At 32.3% G+C, this 17,259-nt stretch carries 12 protein-coding genes and 2 pseudogenes; 10 read left to right on the top strand and 4 right to left on the bottom strand.

Annotated features, from left to right (window positions below):
* Together E0H81_RS06530 and E0H81_RS06525 are read left to right on the top strand one after the other, a co-directional pair.
* Positions 1 to 139 (top strand): annotated as a pseudogene (locus tag E0H81_RS06530) (IS3 family transposase); the annotation flags it as partial.
* Positions 140 to 574: 435 nt separating this feature from the next.
* A pseudogene (locus tag E0H81_RS06525) lies at positions 575 to 1,336 on the top strand (IS5 family transposase).
* Positions 1,337 to 1,355: 19 nt separating this feature from the next.
* Here E0H81_RS06525 and E0H81_RS06520 read toward each other — a convergent pair.
* From E0H81_RS06520 to E0H81_RS06505, 4 genes are all read right to left on the bottom strand, one after another.
* Positions 1,356 to 2,483, bottom strand: a complete 1,128-nt coding sequence (locus tag E0H81_RS06520) for an acyltransferase family protein (protein ID WP_131317559.1) — start codon at positions 2,481 to 2,483, stop codon at positions 1,356 to 1,358.
* 1,098 nt (positions 2,484 to 3,581) lie between these two features.
* Positions 3,582 to 5,792 (bottom strand): polysaccharide biosynthesis tyrosine autokinase, encoded by a 2,211-nt coding sequence (locus tag E0H81_RS06515; protein WP_131317557.1) that lies wholly within the window; start codon positions 5,790 to 5,792, stop codon positions 3,582 to 3,584.
* Positions 5,793 to 5,810: 18 nt separating this feature from the next.
* Entirely contained in the window at positions 5,811 to 6,239 is a 429-nt protein-coding gene (locus tag E0H81_RS06510; RefSeq protein WP_131317555.1) for a low molecular weight protein-tyrosine-phosphatase, read from the bottom strand.
* 1 nt (position 6,240) lies between these two features.
* The gene (locus E0H81_RS06505) at positions 6,241 to 7,344 is read right to left on the bottom strand and encodes a polysaccharide biosynthesis/export family protein (RefSeq protein ID WP_131317553.1); all 1,104 of its coding nucleotides are present in this window, start codon (positions 7,342 to 7,344) and stop codon (positions 6,241 to 6,243) included.
* Between the two features lie 300 nt (positions 7,345 to 7,644).
* On the opposite strand from E0H81_RS06505, the gene tviB reads away from it, so the two are divergent.
* From tviB to E0H81_RS06465, 8 genes are read left to right on the top strand one after another with little or no spacing between them, the layout of a single operon-like run.
* The gene (gene tviB, locus E0H81_RS06500; RefSeq protein ID WP_131317551.1) at positions 7,645 to 8,922 is read left to right on the top strand and encodes a Vi polysaccharide biosynthesis UDP-N-acetylglucosamine C-6 dehydrogenase TviB; all 1,278 of its coding nucleotides are present in this window, start codon (positions 7,645 to 7,647) and stop codon (positions 8,920 to 8,922) included.
* A gap of 43 nt (positions 8,923 to 8,965) precedes the next feature.
* Positions 8,966 to 10,483: an oligosaccharide flippase family protein gene (locus tag E0H81_RS06495; RefSeq protein ID WP_131317549.1), complete on the top strand. Its 1,518-nt coding sequence runs from the start codon at positions 8,966 to 8,968 to the stop codon at positions 10,481 to 10,483.
* Positions 10,480 to 11,808 (top strand): Coenzyme F420 hydrogenase/dehydrogenase, beta subunit C-terminal domain, encoded by a 1,329-nt coding sequence (locus E0H81_RS06490; RefSeq protein ID WP_131317547.1) that lies wholly within the window; start codon positions 10,480 to 10,482, stop codon positions 11,806 to 11,808. Before E0H81_RS06495 ends, E0H81_RS06490 begins: the two co-directional genes overlap by 4 nt.
* Complete coding sequence (locus E0H81_RS06485) at positions 11,805 to 12,935, top strand: polysaccharide pyruvyl transferase family protein (RefSeq protein ID WP_131317545.1); 1,131 nt, start codon at positions 11,805 to 11,807, stop codon at positions 12,933 to 12,935. The genes E0H81_RS06490 and E0H81_RS06485 overlap by 4 nt, the downstream gene beginning before the upstream one ends.
* A 10-nt stretch (positions 12,936 to 12,945) precedes the next feature.
* On the top strand, positions 12,946 to 13,908 hold the full coding sequence (locus tag E0H81_RS06480) for a glycosyltransferase family 2 protein (RefSeq protein ID WP_131317543.1): 963 nt from the start codon (positions 12,946 to 12,948) through the stop codon (positions 13,906 to 13,908).
* A gap of 2 nt (positions 13,909 to 13,910) precedes the next feature.
* Complete coding sequence (locus E0H81_RS06475; RefSeq protein WP_131317541.1) at positions 13,911 to 14,999, top strand: glycosyltransferase; 1,089 nt, start codon at positions 13,911 to 13,913, stop codon at positions 14,997 to 14,999.
* Between the two features lie 3 nt (positions 15,000 to 15,002).
* Positions 15,003 to 16,115 carry an O-antigen ligase family protein gene (locus tag E0H81_RS06470; RefSeq protein WP_131317534.1) on the top strand — a complete coding sequence of 371 codons (1,113 nt, stop codon included), beginning with the start codon at positions 15,003 to 15,005 and terminating at the stop codon, positions 16,113 to 16,115.
* Positions 16,115 to 17,257 carry a glycosyltransferase family 4 protein gene (locus E0H81_RS06465; RefSeq protein ID WP_131317532.1) on the top strand — a complete coding sequence of 381 codons (1,143 nt, stop codon included), beginning with the start codon at positions 16,115 to 16,117 and terminating at the stop codon, positions 17,255 to 17,257. The genes E0H81_RS06470 and E0H81_RS06465 overlap by 1 nt, the downstream gene beginning before the upstream one ends.
* The last annotated feature ends 2 nt before the right edge of the window (positions 17,258 to 17,259 follow it).

Raw genomic sequence — 17,259 nt, 5'->3', positions numbered from 1 at the left:
CTATAAAACCAGAGATGAAGCTAAAGCAGATATTACAAAATACATTGTGTTATTTTATAATCAGCGAAGAATTCAAAAGAGTTTGGATTTTAAAACGCCAAATCAAATAGCAGAGAACTTTTATCGGTTAGCTGCCTAGCATATCCCAAGTGAAAGTCTCCTGCTAATTCAGCACATATCAGGGCTTTGGATTTTCTACCCATTAGTTCAATTAAAAATGGGGGTATTACCATATCATAAGTACAGCTTTATCTAATGGACATATAGCTAGTAGGAAATTGGTAGAGTAGTTGGTAGATCGATTTAAAGCAAAGATTTATACCAATCGCGGGTATATCAGTCATTAATCAAAATCAAATTTTAAAAGACCAACATACCATTGAACAAATAGAAGCTGTCAATCTATTCGAATCCGATGAGTATCACTTGTTATTTTTCAGGGATTTATATTTCTTTGTGTATTTATCAGTTCTACTATCAAAACAAGCTAACCTTTCGAATTATGGAATCATCAATTTAAAGAAATTAAAGTTAATAACATCTTTATAAGTACTAGAGCCTATCATCAATTAGCTTGAGAGAATCTAAACGGTCCTCATTATTTTTTCATGACAAACGCTATGCATTAAGAGATGATCAGTGGGAACAGATTAAGGATCTGTTTGCCCGGACGAGCGAGTACTGTTGGAGTAACTGCGAAAGACAACAGCTTATTTGTTGAAGCAGTATTGTATCGGTATCGTTCAGGTATTCCGTAGCGAGACTTACCATAACGCTTTGGGGATTTTAGAGTCGCGCATACTCGCTTTAGCGGTTGGGGGCTAAAACAGGTGTGTGGCAGAGGATTTTTGAAGTGCTGTCACATGAGTGTGACAATGAATATGCCATCTCATCAACACAGTGCCGGAAAAAAAGAACAGGCGATCGGATGCAGTAAAGGAGGCTTAAGTAGCAAAATTCATGCTCGTACTGATGCTTTAGGCAATCCAACAGGATTTATCTCACTGCCGCCGGGCAGGCTCATAACTTAAATGGTGCTGATGTGCTGCTGGACTTATCGTTAAGTCAGACTTGGCTCATGGATAAAGCCTACAATTTTAACGATCGGGTGAGTGATCCAATCGATAAGATCAAGGGTTAGATCGTGATGCCGTCTAAAAGTAACGCGATTGATCAGCGTGATTATGAACAACATCTTTATAAGGCAAGACATCTGATCAAGAACTTCTTCGCCAAACTCAAGCAGTATCGTGGTGTTGCCACAAGCTATGATAAATTGGCTCAAAATTTCCTGTCAGCGATTTATCTTGCCTCAACAATAATCTGGCTTAATTGATGACACAGCCTAGCAGACCTTAGTTTTCTTGATTAATTTCAAGTGTCTCATTTCTAATTTGTGGATTTATAGAATCCAATCCAAAAATCTTTTTAAAAAAACTATTTTCTCTGAAAATATAAAATATAAGAGATGGTATTAAAAGTGCAATAGTGGATAGCAGTGTGAAATAAGAAAATAAATTCAAATTATAATTGTCTAGAATTTTCCCAAAAATTATAATCAGGGGATGATGAAGTATATAAATACATAATGAAGATTTCACAATAAATGTAATTTGTTTGCTTGTGTGATTTATTTTAGAAAAAATATAGATCAAAATGAAACTGATGGATAATGCATAAATTAAGTGTAAAGTGTATGCTACTATGTCATGAAGTGGGAATTTCTCCAAGAATAAAATAATATCTATAGGGAGAATTTTTGTAAATAGAAATCCATTTTTATTCAAAATTATTTTAGTTAAAGTTGTCAAGATAATACAAGTAGATACTGCAATGGTTGTTATTTTTATAAAGTTATTTTTTTTGATTAACTTGTCATAATTAAAATATAAATATATTCCAATTATATAATAAATAAAATATTTAAGAATTTGAGATATAGAATGGTTAAATAGATTGATAATTTCAATTTTTGAAAATAAATAGTAAACGAGTGGGGATAGAAAATATAAAAATAAAGATAATATAATATATTTTTCATAATTTATTTTATTTAAAAAAAAGTATTGAATTGCAATAAAGGCTATTAGTGTTTGAAGAAACCAAAAGTGAGATATCATGGAGTCATAATTGAATGTTCCATTATAAATAAGGAAATAATATTGTGGTATACCTAAAATTAAAAAAAGAAGTATTGAGGGAATTAATATGCGATTTTTTCTGTTTTCAATATAATAGGCTTTTCCTTTTTTTTCTAGAAGTAATGTGGAGAAAAATCCACTTAAAAGAAAGAATGTTTCCATTCTGAATAGGTGGATGAATTCAGAAAAAAGTCCTATTGCATATGAATTGTAATGTGGGCTTGTATATAGCCATGATACTGGGGCGACTACTAAGGAGGCATGATAGAAAACACCTATTATAATCAAAATAGCTCTTAGTAAATCAATACCCACTAATCGGTTTATATTATTCTTATTCATGATTTTTAGAATTTATTTTTATAAGATATGAAATATACTATAAATTAAGATGGTGTTGTTCTATTTTGCAATAAATATTTTAAAGTTAAATCATCCAAATACCATTCACATATAGGAAGTGATAAATATTGTTTGGTAAAGGATATAAAGTCTATTTAATCCATTGAATTTATTTACTATTTGAACAGCGCTGCAGCGCAAATTGTATCAGTTTCATTTACCTTTCCCTTAAAATTACTTATTATTAATTTTCCGGACTCATTTGATGCAGCTAACCTTGCTTTAACCAGACTCTGCCGATGATAACCCGACTATTTTTTATATCTTCTTACAGCCTAAATGCTTAACCCTTTTAAGAAGAGCATTTCGTTGCTGTGTAAATGCTTTTTGCAGGGTTTTAATGGTTCTATCTCGGCTAATCAATGTATGAAACTGATCAAAATGTTAGGAAAAAATGTCGTCCAATTTTAATCCCAGATGTTAGGTAATTATCGAGCTTTTAAATTGGGGCTTCTGGAGTGTTGTGCGTAGAACCTATTGCAATGATCCGTCGATGGTATTTAAGACTAAGTCACAGTATTGGCTTAATTGCCCATTACAAGGGAACGCACTTGGCTAAAATGTTAATAACAGGGGAGCTGGTTATAGGGATTCACCTATTTGTACGGAACTTACATTCAGGACATGAGGTTGTTATTCTGGATCACTTTCCCAATGGTTCAGAAGAATTTTTAAATTGCGTGTAGTCGCATTTACAACAAAACCTATCCTTTGTTGAAGGGGAGAGTCATGCTATATAAATTTTGGATTAAGTGTTTTCAGCAGTATTCAGGTGATATGTTGATCCATTAGACAACAAGATAAATTATTCTCCGTTTATAAAAAATACTCCAATAGAAAAAGGCGCCGAACTGAGGTGAACTGGATAAGTCCCAAGCAGTTTGACGCCTTATAACATTCGCTTAATTTCTTAACCATATAACCAAAAAAATTGATTTTCTCCCAAAAATTTCTTAATCAACCATCCGGTCTTTGAGTGAATCAAACTTACTGGCTCTTGGAATTAAGAAAGTTAATGGATATGGATCAAATCTGTTTTTAATCCTTGTCTTTTGAGGCCTTATAGCCATAGGCATAGTTGTACCCATACCCATACCCATACCCATACCCATACCCATAACCGCCAGTGCCACGTTGAATATCGTTTAGAATAAAGCCATTCACTTTAACACCGACCTGTTCAAAACGGTTTAGGGTTAATTCCAGCTCTTTCATCTGCGATTTTGCATAACGCGCAATGACCAAGTTCACACCGGCATATTGTGAAATGATAATCCCATCGGTCACCGCAAGCACAGGCGGGGTATCAATAATAATATGGTCATACAGCGGGGAAACTTGTTCTAAAAGTTCCGCTAGCTTTGCGGAACTTAAAAGTTCGGAAGGATTCACTGGACTCTTGCCACGTGTAATCACATCTAAATTGGGAACTTCAGTAGGCTTAATAATACTTTCAATGCTTTGTTGAGTATTTAAATATTCAGCCAGACCTTGCTGGTTGTCATGGTTAAAATATTTATGTAAATAACCACGACGCATATCTCCATCAATGATCAGGATACGTTTATTACTTTGCGCTAAAATTGTCGCCAAGTTAGTAGAAATAAAGGATTTACCGACTTCCGGTGCAGGACCGGAAATCATAATGATATTGTTCTTCGCCTGATTCATGGCAAAGTGAATGGCAGTACGCATGCTGCGTAAGCTTTCAATTGCAATATCGTCACCATTCTTAATCGCTAAAATAGGAATATGTTTTTTCTTTTTCAGCAGTTTAATGCGGCTTTCCTGAACAGGTGAGCGAGGTACTGTGGCATATACCGGTAAATCCAGTTCATTTTCAATCTGACTTGAATCTTTAATACCCGAACGCATCATATTGCGCAGTAGAGCTAGCAAAGTTCCCAGGAAACCACCAAGGAAGATGGATAAAATCAAAATCTGTAATTTCTTCGGCGCAATAGGTTGAATTGGTTCAACCGCAGTATCTACAATGCGGACATTGCCAATTTCCCCGGCTTTGGCAATACGCAGTTGCTGGTAAGAATTCAGCAATGCTGTATAGAGCTGAGTTTTAACCTCAACCTCACGGTATAACTGCAAATAGCGACGCTGTAAATCAGGCAACTGTTTTAAGGTGTCATTTAACTCGCCAATTTTTTTATTAATCGCTCCCAGTTGGGCATTCATTTGCTGCATCACCGGGTGTTCATTGGTATATTTGGCGGATGCTTCAGCGACTTGTTGTTCCAGCTGTGATTTTTGGGTCTCTAGGGTAATACTTTGGGTTAAATACAGTTCAGATTCTTTGGTCACATCGACGGTATTGTATTGCTGACGGAATTTGTTAAATTCACGCTCTGCCACATCCAGCTGCTGTTTTAATTCAGGTAATTGCTCATCTAAAAATTTAAGTGTTTGCGCTGTTTCAGCAGAACGGCGTTCGACATTTTGCTGGCTATACGCCACCAGAATTGAATTTAAAACTTTGGTGATATGTTCTTTGTCCTGACCCTGATAATTCAGCCCCAGGATGCCGGTCAATTTGCCTTTTTCAGCCACCGAATAATTCTTTGTAATTGAATTCATGGCTGCAGGCAAAGACATTTTCCGAATAGTATAGCTGTCTTTGAGCGGGTCTTGCGTATAGATCGCCACTTTCCAGGTACCATGGGTGGAAGTATGCTGGCTTTCCCGGTTGGTCGGTGCATTAAAAACGACTTGCTGGGTCTTTGCATCGGTCAGGGTGAATTGATTGGCATCAAAATTCAGCAGCAGATTCTTGTCCAGATAATAGGCTGGGACTTCAAATTTTCGCACTTCAAAAGACTTGGCGTCATCCTGGAATAAAACAGCATTTGGCTGATATTGAGTTTTATAGGCATGCGGGCTCAGTAAACGGTCAAAAAAACTGTTTTCTGTACCGGAAATATTTAAATCTAGGTTAAGGGTTTTAATGACTGAACCCAGCACCAAACGTGATTTCAGCAGCTCGATTTCAGCTTGAGCCGGCTGTTTTTGCTCAATCATGCTGGAAAGATCACCCAGTAACGCGGCAGAGGTACCTTTGCTTTCTTCGACTTGTACCAGTGCATCGACCGAATAGGTGTCGGGCGTGGCTCTTAAATACAGTAAGGCACAGACCAGAGTTAAAATCACACACAGTGCGATGAGTTTCCATTGAGCAATGAGTGAAAAAAACAACTCTTTTAAATCAATTGTATCTTCGGTATTGGAGGTTTGGCTCATAATCTTAGTATCAAAAAGTTAAATATGTTGTGTCCAGTCGCTAATACAATCTTGTATGAGCTGACAGGTTTCATCAAAGACCAATTGTTCGTGCTGGTAGGGGTCAGGTACATTTCTACCTTGCCAATGCCCTAATCTGAAGGTCTTGCCTTTAGCAAAAGGCCAAGTTTGTTCTAGATGTTTTTGCTGATTCTGGCTCATGACCAAAATTAAATCGGCTTTTTTAATCAGATCACTATTCAGTTTTTTGGCAACATGCGGCTGCATATCGATGCATAAACGCTGCATGCATAACTGTGCTTTGGGGTCTGCAGCATGGCCGGTTAAACCGGAAATACCTGCCGACTCAATATGAAGCTGCGGATACTGCTGTTTTAACAGATATTCGGCCATTGGGCTGCGACAGATATTTCCAACACAAACCACAAGAATATTTTGAATATTCATGTTAATTGCCTAAATTATTTGCAGTATTCACAATACTGGAAAAAGGAATAACCTGGTTAATCACACGCTGCCAACGCGCCAAGCCTGAAGCATCAACATAGACAATATCATTGCTGCGCATTTTAAACTGATTGGCTAAACCAAAATCAGCGATGCTACTCAAGTCCATCTGGTAGACCTCAGTATGCGTAGCATTCGGCTGACTACGTACCACATAAATTTTACTGCGGCTGGCAGACAGCGGATTTAAGCCTAAACTTTCACCTAACACATCACTTAAACTCATACCTTGATCACGCATAGGCAAGGACTGGTTTTTACCCGATTCGCCCATCACATAAATTTTTTGGTTTTCACGTGAATTGACATACAAGGTGTCATTCGGTTGGATTAATAAGTTATGTAAAGAGAGTCCAGCTTTTTCCAACTCAATGGTATTGAGTTTATATGTACGACCTTGTCTAACCAGGGTAATCGAAGCGTTATCACCTTGCTGGGAGTTCACGCCACCTGCCATGCCTAAAGCGGTATATACACTGACAGGTTGATCGCTCAGTGCGAATTGCCCGCCCTTGGTTACATTGCCTTGTACAGAAAAGCGCTGTCCTTGGTAAGACAACACGCGTGCAATTACATCAGGGGTTTTTAAATAACGGGAAAGCTGGCTACGTAATTCCTGATTGACCTGGGTTAATGACTTTCCTGCTGCTTTATAACGGCCAATCATAGGAAATTGAATATAACCATTTTGGTCAATCTGATAGCCATTAGCTTGTACTGATTGTTCATTACTAATAGTTGTGGTGGGGGGGGTTATATCTGGATAAGCCCATAAATAAATAGAAAGAACATCACCACTACTTAATTTATAATTTTTATGGGAAGTATTAAATAAATGAGCATAATCTTGACGAAGATTAATTTCGGCAGGTTGTACCGCAAATAAAGATTCTTGAGTGAGTTGAATTACATTCACCTGAGTGCCTAAATCCGTTTGGTAAACTCCTTCACTTGGTAAATCATAAGTTTGTAAACCAGAAGTGACTGCACAACCCGTTATGGAACAACTTAAAACCAATAAAGCAGTATATTGAATTTTTCTCACTCTAAATCCTGTTGTAAAAATTATTAAAAACTTAAACGCGAGCTATTCTACCTTTCTAATTACGAAAAAAATATAGCAAATTGTAAGTTGTTTATGGGGGGTAAATAGATGAAATGTGTTAGAAGGAAAAAATAAACCTACTATTCAATGTAATAGAAACCTACTTTTTCCAAAAATATTTAGTTGGTTTTTTTTAATGGATCTTTATATAAATTAACAACGGAAAATAGTTGTGTTTCTGCTACAATTGCGCTCGTTTTTATTTAACTCTTAGATTGTATAAATAACCAAGGCTCAAAAATGCTAACTTTGTCAGAAATCAAGATTGCCGTGATTGGTCTAGGATATGTCGGCTTGCCTTTAGCGGTTGAATTTGGGAAAAAAGTACCAGTTGTGGGTTTTGATATTCATCAACAACGAATTGATGAATTAAAGAGTGGGCAGGATCATACTTTAGAAGTCTCACCAGAAGAATTAAAACAAACTACTCAACTCAGTTATTCTGCAAATTTAGCAGACTTAAAAGACTGTAATTTCTTTATTGTAACAGTGCCCACTCCGATAGATGAGTTTAAACAACCCGATTTAACGCCTTTGGTTAAAGCATCGACTAGCATTGGACAAGTGCTTAAAAAGGGAGATGTGGTTGTTTATGAGTCGACAGTATACCCGGGTGCTACAGAAGAAACCTGTATTCCTGTTTTAGAGCAAGTTTCCGGTTTGACATTTAACCAGGACTTTTTTGCCGGTTATAGTCCAGAGCGGATTAATCCGGGGGATAAAAACCGTCGTGTCACCAATATTTTAAAAATCACCTCTGGTTCTACTTCTGAAGTAGCTGACTTTGTCGATCAAGTCTATAACCTGATTATTGAAGCAGGCACGCATAAAGCGCCGAGTATAAAGGTTGCTGAAGCAGCGAAGGTCATTGAAAATACACAGCGTGATGTAAACATTGCTTTAATTAATGAATTAGCATTGATTTTCAACAAAATGGGCATTGATACGGAAGCGGTATTGCAAGCTGCTGGAACCAAATGGAACTTTCTACCTTTCCGTCCAGGTTTGGTTGGTGGCCACTGTATTGGTGTAGATCCCTATTATTTAACTCATAAAGCTCAGTCTATTGGACTTCATCCTGAAATTATTTTAGCCGCACGTCGTTTAAATGACCGTATGGGGGAATATGTTGCTACACAATTAATTAAAGAAATGGTGAAGCAACGTATACAAGTAGTAGGTTCCAGAATTTTAGTGATGGGTTTGAGTTTTAAGGAAAATTGTCCCGATATTCGCAATACGAAAATTGTAGATATGGTGAAAGCTCTAAAAGAATATGAGTTGGACTTAGATATTTATGATCCATGGGTCGATATAAATGAAGCTAAGCATGAATATGGTTTAACGCCCATTACTCAATTACCAGAGCATCATTATGATGCAGTCATATTGGCTGTTGCACATGATGAATTCAAGAATATGTCGATAGCTGATTTTAAAGCATTGGCTAAAGAAAATTATGTGCTATATGACTTGAAATATATTCTTGATGCTTGTGAGAGTAATCTTAGATTGTAATTTTTTAAATCTAGCTTAATACATTTATGTTGGTCTGATATTTATGAGAAATAATAGTTTAATTGTAAAAAATTCAGTTTTTTTAGCAATACGAACTATTGTGATTACTCTTGTTGGTTTGTATTCAGTACGTGAGTTGTTAATAGTATTAGGTATTGAAGAGTATGGATTATTTAACTTGGTTTTTGGAATAGCCGTACTTTTTTCCTTTATTAATGGAGCTATGATTTCATCCACTCAACGATATTTAGCCTATTATATTGGGAAGAAAGATGAAAAAATGGTAAATGAAGTATGGGCTAATAGCCTTATGCTCCACATTGGTATAGGAATATTTATATTTATCTTATTGTTTGTTTTAAAGGATTTTATATTAATAAGATTTTTAGTGGTTGACTATAAATTTATTAATACAGCATATTTTATATATTATTGTTCAATAATGGTGGTTCTTATCTCAATTATTCAATCACCATTTAACGCATTAATACTTGCAAAAGAAAAAATGTCTTTTTTTGCATTTTTATCTTTATTGGATGCAATAATGAAATTATGTATAATTTATTTTTTGTATATTTTTGAGAGTTATATTTTAGAAAAATATGCTTTAATGTTTGTAGCTTCCTCCTTAATTATTTTTTTAATTTATTATTTATATTGTTCAAAAAAAATACAAAAAAAAATACAGTTGAGACAATTTAAACCTAAATTATTGAAAGAAATGTTATTATATTCTTTATGGAATGTATTTGGTAATTTTGCTTTTGTGACAAAAACACAAGGGATAAATGTGGTATTAAATATTTTTGTGGGCGTGGTGGCAAATTCTGCATATACAATTACTGCAAATGTCAGTTCTGCTATAGGTAATCTAGTTAATTCTATTGTGACGGCAATCAATCCCCAAATTTATAAAAGTTATGCAGAAAAAAATTTTGAGAGATATAATTTATTGATTAATACTTCTTCTAAATTTAGTTTCTTTTTAGGTTTGATAGTGGTATTGCCTATTTTATTTAATACTAAATATTTATTAATTTTTTGGTTAAACCAATTGCCATTATATTTAGTGAGTTTTGTACAACTTGCACTTATTATTTTATTAGTTGATTGCCTATCTGGTTCATTAATGACGGGAATACAAGCAACTGGAAAAATAAAATTATACCAAGTTGTAGTTAGTTTATTCGTTTTTTTAAATCTGCCCCTTAGTTACTATGGCTTAAAAATTTGGAATCAACCAATAATTGTATATTGGATCGCATTGTTAATAGCTTTAATAAGTTTAGCGTTGAGATTATACTTTATAAGTAGATTGATAAATTTTAGTATTTTACTTTATTTGAAATCTGTGATTTTAAAAGTCATATTTGTTATATTAAGTTCATTTGTTTTAGCATCGTTCGTTACCAATATTGTTGATGTGGATAATGATTTCCTATCATTTTTATTGGTATCAGTTTTAATAGTTTTTAGTGTTATTTTAAGTATTGTTATGTTTGGATTTCGATCCTCAGAAAGACAGTTTCTATTTTCTAAAATTAGTGGTTATTTGAAATGAGTATAGAATCCATAGTAAAGAACGATTTATGTACTGGCTGCGGTGTGTGTATTTCTGAAGATGAAAGTAAGCAGGCTAAAATGATTTGGGACGAAAATGGATTTTTAGTACCGCAGCTAGGAGTTAATTCTACACAGGATAAAATGCTAAAGGTCTGTCCGTTTGCTAAGCAACAAAAAAATGAAGATGAACTAGGGGAATTATTTTTTAAAAATAATTCTCAGAATTATCATGAGAAGCTAGGTTATTATTCTAATTTATATGTAGGTTACGCTAAGCAGTTTCGAGAAACCTCCTCTTCAGGAGGTGTGGCTACATATATTTTTAAAAAGTTATTAAAAGAAAAAATAGTAGATCAGTTATTTATAGTCAAAGAAAAAAATGGTGAATATTTATATCAGTTTTATTCTGATTTTGAGGATATTACTAAAATTTCAAAAACCCGTTATATACCAGTTACAATGTCTGAATTATTTGAAAAAATTGATACTTTAGAGGGAAAGGTTGCAGTATCAGGGGTGGCTTGTTTCATTAAAGCAATACGGTTAAAACAGTATTACTATCCTGGATTAAAAGAAAAAATACCATTTGTGGTTGGGATAATATGTGGTGGTTTAAAGAGCAAATATTATACTGATTTCTTAGCTCAATCAGCTGATTGTTTTGTTGAGTATAGAAATGCACAATATCGTGTAAAAAATAAAGATAGCTATGCTTTAGATTATAATTTTTCTTGTATAGAAAAAAATAATAATAAAATACATATGGTTGAAATGAAAAAATTAGGAGATATGTGGGGTACAGGGTTATTTAAATCAAATGCTTGTGATTTTTGTGATGATGTTGTAACAGAATTAGCCGATATCTCTCTAGGAGATGCTTGGATTAATCCTTATGATAAAGATGGATTAGGCAATAATATTATTATTAGCAGATCTAAAATTGCGGAAAAAATAATTCAACAAGGCTTAGATGATCAAGATTTATGCCTAGAGCTAATATGTGAAGATAAAATTATGCAATCTCAGTCAGGAAGTTTTAATCATAGGCATAAAGGTTTATCGTATAGAATTAAGATGACTGAAACGATAACACCTAATAAACGTATTCGGTTTATAAGTTCACAAAATTTTATTTTTAATTTGGTTCAAAGAAAGCGGCTAGAAACTAGGTCAAAAAGTATAGAAGTTTGGAAAAAGAAAAAAGATCTTAATTTTTTTCATATAGAAATGAAAAAAAGCTTATATGAATTAGCTGTTTTTACTAAAATGAATCATCATTTTTTACGCCTAGTAAAATTAATTAAAGGTGCTAATACCAAATGAAAATCGCTATATTAACTCAGCCGTTACATACAAATTTTGGTGGTACTTTACAGGCATATGCTTTGCAAAAAGTATTAATTAATCTAGGGTGTAAGCCAGAGACTATAGATTTTAAGAAAAAAGAATTATCAAATCTACATAAATTTTTTGCATCAATTAAGCATAAAATATTAAATAGAAAAATATATTATTTTACTAAAAATGAGTATGATTTAATCAGTCTTAACCACGATAAATTTATAAATAATAAAATAATTACCTCTACTGAAATTAATAAAAAAAATAAGCTGGAGGAATATTTTTCTAAAAAAGAATTTGATGCTATTGTGGTTGGTAGTGATCAGGTTTGGCGTAAACAATATTCGCCAAATATAGATTGTTTTTTTTTAGATTTTTTGAAAAATAACAAACGTATAAAAAAGGTAGCTTATGCTGCATCATTTGGAGTTAATGATTGGGAATTTAGCCTAAAGGCAACAAAAAAATATACAATGTTATTAAATGAATTTGATTATATCTCAGTGCGTGAAATTTCTGCTGTTGAGCTATGTCGGAATAAGTTAAATGCTGTTGCTGAGCATGTACTAGATCCTACTTTATTATTAAAGGCTGAAGATTATTTAAAGTTAATTAATGAAAGTAAATATGAAAATAAAGAATATAAAGGAATTTTTTGTTATATTCTTGATCCAAATTTGGAGAAACAAAAAATCATTAATTATGTCTCTAATTTTCTTTCTAAAAATAATTATTACGCCCAACCTAAATCTAAAATAAAAGATAGAAAACATATATCTAATATAGAAGACTATACTTATCCTTCTATTGAAAATTGGTTAAATGCAATATATTGTTCAGATTATGTAATAACAGATTCTTTTCATGGTGTAGTATTTTCAATTATATTTAATAAGCAGTTTATATGTTTAGGTAATGCAGGTCGAGGAATGGCCCGTTTTGAATCTATATTAAGTATATTTAATCTAAAAGAGCGATTGGTTAATAATATTGATGGTTTAAACACTGAATTACTTCTTGATAATATTGATTATGAAGAAGTAAATAACATGGTTGAAAAATATCGTCAAATTTCAATTTCTCGATTAGAAAAGTCTTTAAAAGGTTAAGTTGTATTTTATGGAATATAAACTAAGCGTAGTAATACCAATTTATAATGTTGAGAAGTATATTCTAGATTGTATTAAGAGTATTTTTGAAATATTACCTAGAGAAGTAGAAATTATATTCATTGATGATGGTAGTAAAGATACATCTATTGATATTCTCCAAAGTGAAATTTTGAAAATTGATCCCTTATTACGTAAGAACGTAATCCTTTTAAAGCAAGAAAATATGGGTCAAAGTGTTGCGAGAAATAATGGAATTGCTGTGGCTAGAGGAGAATATATTAGTTTTATAGATTCAGATGATTTAATTGATAGTAGTTATTTTTCTGAAATTTTATTTATTATTAATGAGTATGGTCCTGATATAATAAGATTTAATGCTGCTAAATTTAAAAATCAAGATGAGAGTATAGGAAAAGTTTTAGATTTTGAAAATTTTACAGGGTTATGTGTAAATAACAAAAACCTTTTAGAATTTATATTTAAAAAAGGTGCTTGGTTTTCATGGCTTAATGTCGTTAAAAAAAATCTTTTTAAAGATATTCAATTCCCAGTAGGGGTCTATTTTGAAGATGTAGCTATTATTCCGGATTTGCTTATAAAATCTAAAAATATTTTCTTATTAGACCGTGCGTTATACTATTATAGAATTAATAATCAAAGTAGTATTCATTCTTTAAATGAAAAAAATGTTGAAAAAAATATAGAAAGCTTTAAATTTATTTTAAATCTATATCGAAAAAAAATATACAATAATAGTTTGTATGTCGGTATATATATTAAGTTATTTCAAGGCTATATTGGTTATCTTTCAAAAAATAGGGGTATATCGGATGCAATGAGAGAATATTTTTATTTTAAAATTAAAGGTCTACAATTTGACGATACTTTAAATTTTAAAAATAAAATATTTGGTTTAAGTGGTATCATATATATTTATATGTATTATATTTACATAAAGGTTATGCGTTAAACATGAAAATTTTATATGTTATCACTGGCTTAGGTCAAGGTGGAGCAGAGCGAGTTGTCTGTGACCTTGCTAATCAAATGCATAAAAAAGGGCATAGTGTAAAGATAGCCTATTTGACTGGTGAAATATTAACCAAACCTTGTTTCGATGATATAGAAATTATTAAATTAGATTTAAACAGTTTATTAAGCATGCCTAAGGCTTATGCTCATCTCTTAAAACTCATTAAAAACTTCTCTCCTGATGTCGTTCATTCACATATGGTGCATGCAAATATTCTTACTCGTTTAGTCAGACTAGCAACACCTATAAAGAGACTGATTTGTACAGCTCATAATAGTGATGAAGGTGGGCCGTTAAGAATGTATGCATATAGAATCACTCATCATTTGGCGGATCTAACTACAAATGTCAGTAATGAAGCAGCACAAGCATTTATATCAAAAAAAGCAGTGCAAGGTACTGATATCATTACAACTTATAATGGAATTGACCTGAGTAAGTTTTTTTATCGGATTGCGGCTAGAGATAAAATTTTGAATGAGCTGAATATAAGCTCAGATTCCTGTCTGATTTTGGCTGTGGGGCGCTTTAATAAGCAAAAAGATTATCCAAATTTATTACATGCTTTTAAAGTCTTAAAGAATAGAGAGGTCAAAAAAGTTAAGTTACTCATTGCAGGGGATGGTGAATTACGTAATGAAATTGAAAATAAAATATCAGAATTAGAGTTAAAGAATGATATTGTCTTATTGGGACGACGCCAAGACATTCCTGAATTAATGAGTGCTGCTGATATATTTATTTTACCTTCTTTATATGAAGGATTTGGTTTGGTTGTCGCTGAAGCAATGGCTTGTAAAACTCTGGTGGTTGCTACAGATTGTGGGGGAGTGGCGGAGGTGGTTGGAAATTGTGGTTTTCTTGTTCCTCCACAGTCACCAGAACAATTAGCGAATGCTATATTTCATGCACTTTCAATTGATGAAGAAACTAAAGATAAGGTAACAACGAATGCACGATTAAGAGTGGAAAATTTATTTTGTTTAGAAAATACTATTAATAAATGGTTAGAATATTATAAGGGTTAACTCGTGAAAAGAGAGGTTATTCCAACTATTTTTTTTGCACTACTCTTTCCTTTGAGTGTTGTTCAATATGGTCAAGTTTTTGATTTTAAATTAATTTTAGTAGAATTATTTTTGCTGATTTTTTCTATTTTATATTTATTTTTTTTTAAAATACCAAAAATAATAGCTATAGTATTTTTACTTTACTTTCCTACAATTTTATTTTGTTTATTTAATCCTATTTTTTCTCAAGTTTATGAAATGATTTATGTTTTTATTTTGTACTTTGTTTTTTTGAGTACAAGTATTTCATATGGATCTAATTTAAAAAAACACTCATTTATTTTTATTTTAAATTTTTTTAGTTTTTTTTGTATTTTTATTCATTTGTTAGGATTTTTAATTCCTGATGATAATAATTTGCCAGGCTTTTCTGGAGTTTTTGGTAATCCAAATATATATGGGTTGTTCTCGTGTACATCTTTTGTTTTTTTGCTTATATCTATACTTGAGTTGAAGTATAAACCGCATTGGAATTTGTATTTTTCATTATTTTTTTCAATTCTGGGTGTATTTTTATCTATTAGTAGATCGTCTTTATCAATATGTATATTCGTTATTTTATCTTACTTTTTTTTAGTCAAAATTAGAACTAGGAAAATTTCTTTTAGGTTTCTATTTGTTAGTTTTATAACAATCATTTTTGTGGGCTTTATATCACTTTATTTTAATATCTTTAATGAATTTCTTAATAAAAATAATTCTTTAGGAGATGACTTAAGTAATGGTCGTTTAGATTTGTGGTCTTATGGGATTGATATAATGAATTATACAGGTCTTGGTAGGGATTTTTATAGCCCATTTGATTTAGGTTTTCATAATAATTATATTAATATTGGTGTTATTTTTGGTAAAAATATCTTAATTTCAAATCTATTTTTTTGGTTTGGTTTATTATTGTTTTTGATATATAAATATTTTTGTAAGAATGGAAGTAAATTTGTTTTTCCTATGATGATGTTAGTTTTGATGCAAATGTTTTGGTCTATTGAAGTAGGTTCTAGTTTTATTTTTGTTTGGATTTTTTGTTTAGTATTTGGCTATAATTTAAAAAACATTAATCCTAAGGTTAATTAATGAGTACTATAGTTTTATTAGGTACAGTTGCATCTAGTTTTTTAGGCTTTCGTAAAGATCTTATTATGTCCTTAAAAAAAAATGGTCATATAGTTTACGCCTTTATTTCACAATATAGGGATGAGTCAGAACTAAAGCGTGTTGAAAGTTTAGGTGTTATTCCTATAATTTATCATTTAAATCGTGGTGGTTTAAATCCACTGGCGGATATTAAGCAGACATATATTTTAGCTAATAAAATTAAGCATATTGATCCAGATATTGTATTTTCTTTTTTTGCTAAGCCAGTAATTTTTGGGACATTAGCAGCCAGAATTGCAAAAGTGCCACGCATAATAGGTATGCTTGAGGGGTTAGGTTATCCCTTTACCGATCAACCTGAAGGCTTGGCGAAAAAAACTAAGTTAATTAAAGTGATACAAGTCTTTCTATATAAGTTAAGTTTACCCAAACTCGATAAAATTTTGTTTTTAAATCCCGATGATCCTAAAGATTTAATTGATCGATATAATATTAATGTTAAAGAGGTGGTTGTTTTGGGTCCTATAGGTTTAAACCTTGAAAGCTATCCTTATAGTGCGATTCAAGAGCGGGATTTTAGTCAGGGACTCAACTTTTTATTTATTGGTCGTCTCTTAAAAGAAAAAGGGATTCATGATTTTGTGGCAGCGGCAACAATTGTGAAGGCTAAATATCCTCAGACAAGCTTTACTGTGTTAGGTGCTATAGACAATGCTAATATGGGTGCACTCAAACAAAATGATTTAGATCAACTGATTGCTACAGGGGTTATTGATTATCCAGGTTACGTATCCAATGTCAAAGATTGGATTGCAAAAAGTGATGTATTTGTTTTGCCATCTTATCGTGAAGGTATTCCTAGAAGTACTCAAGAAGCTATGGCGATTGGTCGTGCTGTGATTACGACTGATGTTCCTGGCTGTCGCGAAACAGTACAACATGGTGTAAATGGTTTTATTGTTGATAAGTGGAATCCGCAAGCTTTAGCTGAAAAGATGATTTTTTTTATTGAAAATCCTAAGTATTTATCCTCGATGGGTTTAGAAGGTTACCAACTTGCTCGAAAAAAATTTGATGCGAATAAAGTTAATCAGTCTTTGATTGAAATTCTATTAGGTTAACG

It is taken from the genome of Acinetobacter terrestris (genome assembly GCF_004331155.1).
Classification (GTDB): domain Bacteria; phylum Pseudomonadota; class Gammaproteobacteria; order Pseudomonadales; family Moraxellaceae; genus Acinetobacter; species Acinetobacter terrestris.
Note: the sequence above shows the minus strand (reverse complement) of the source record. Positions and strands in the feature narration are given on the sequence as shown.

Excerpts from the sequence above, each read along its gene's own strand:
- E0H81_RS06520 (WP_131317559.1), bottom strand. The coding sequence starts at position 2,483 with ATGAATAAGAATAATATAAACCGATTAGTGGGTATTGATTTACTAAGA.
- E0H81_RS06515 (WP_131317557.1), bottom strand. The coding sequence starts at position 5,792 with ATGAGCCAAACCTCCAATACCGAAGATACAATTGATTTAAAAGAGTTG.
- E0H81_RS06510 (WP_131317555.1), bottom strand. The coding sequence starts at position 6,239 with ATGAATATTCAAAATATTCTTGTGGTTTGTGTTGGAAATATCTGTCGC.
- tviB (WP_131317551.1), top strand. The coding sequence starts at position 7,645 with ATGCTAACTTTGTCAGAAATCAAGATTGCCGTGATTGGTCTAGGATAT.
- E0H81_RS06495 (WP_131317549.1), top strand. The coding sequence starts at position 8,966 with ATGAGAAATAATAGTTTAATTGTAAAAAATTCAGTTTTTTTAGCAATA.
- E0H81_RS06490 (WP_131317547.1), top strand. The coding sequence starts at position 10,480 with ATGAGTATAGAATCCATAGTAAAGAACGATTTATGTACTGGCTGCGGT.
- E0H81_RS06485 (WP_131317545.1), top strand. The coding sequence starts at position 11,805 with ATGAAAATCGCTATATTAACTCAGCCGTTACATACAAATTTTGGTGGT.
- E0H81_RS06480 (WP_131317543.1), top strand. The coding sequence starts at position 12,946 with ATGGAATATAAACTAAGCGTAGTAATACCAATTTATAATGTTGAGAAG.
- E0H81_RS06475 (WP_131317541.1), top strand. The coding sequence starts at position 13,911 with ATGAAAATTTTATATGTTATCACTGGCTTAGGTCAAGGTGGAGCAGAG.
- E0H81_RS06465 (WP_131317532.1), top strand. The coding sequence starts at position 16,115 with ATGAGTACTATAGTTTTATTAGGTACAGTTGCATCTAGTTTTTTAGGC.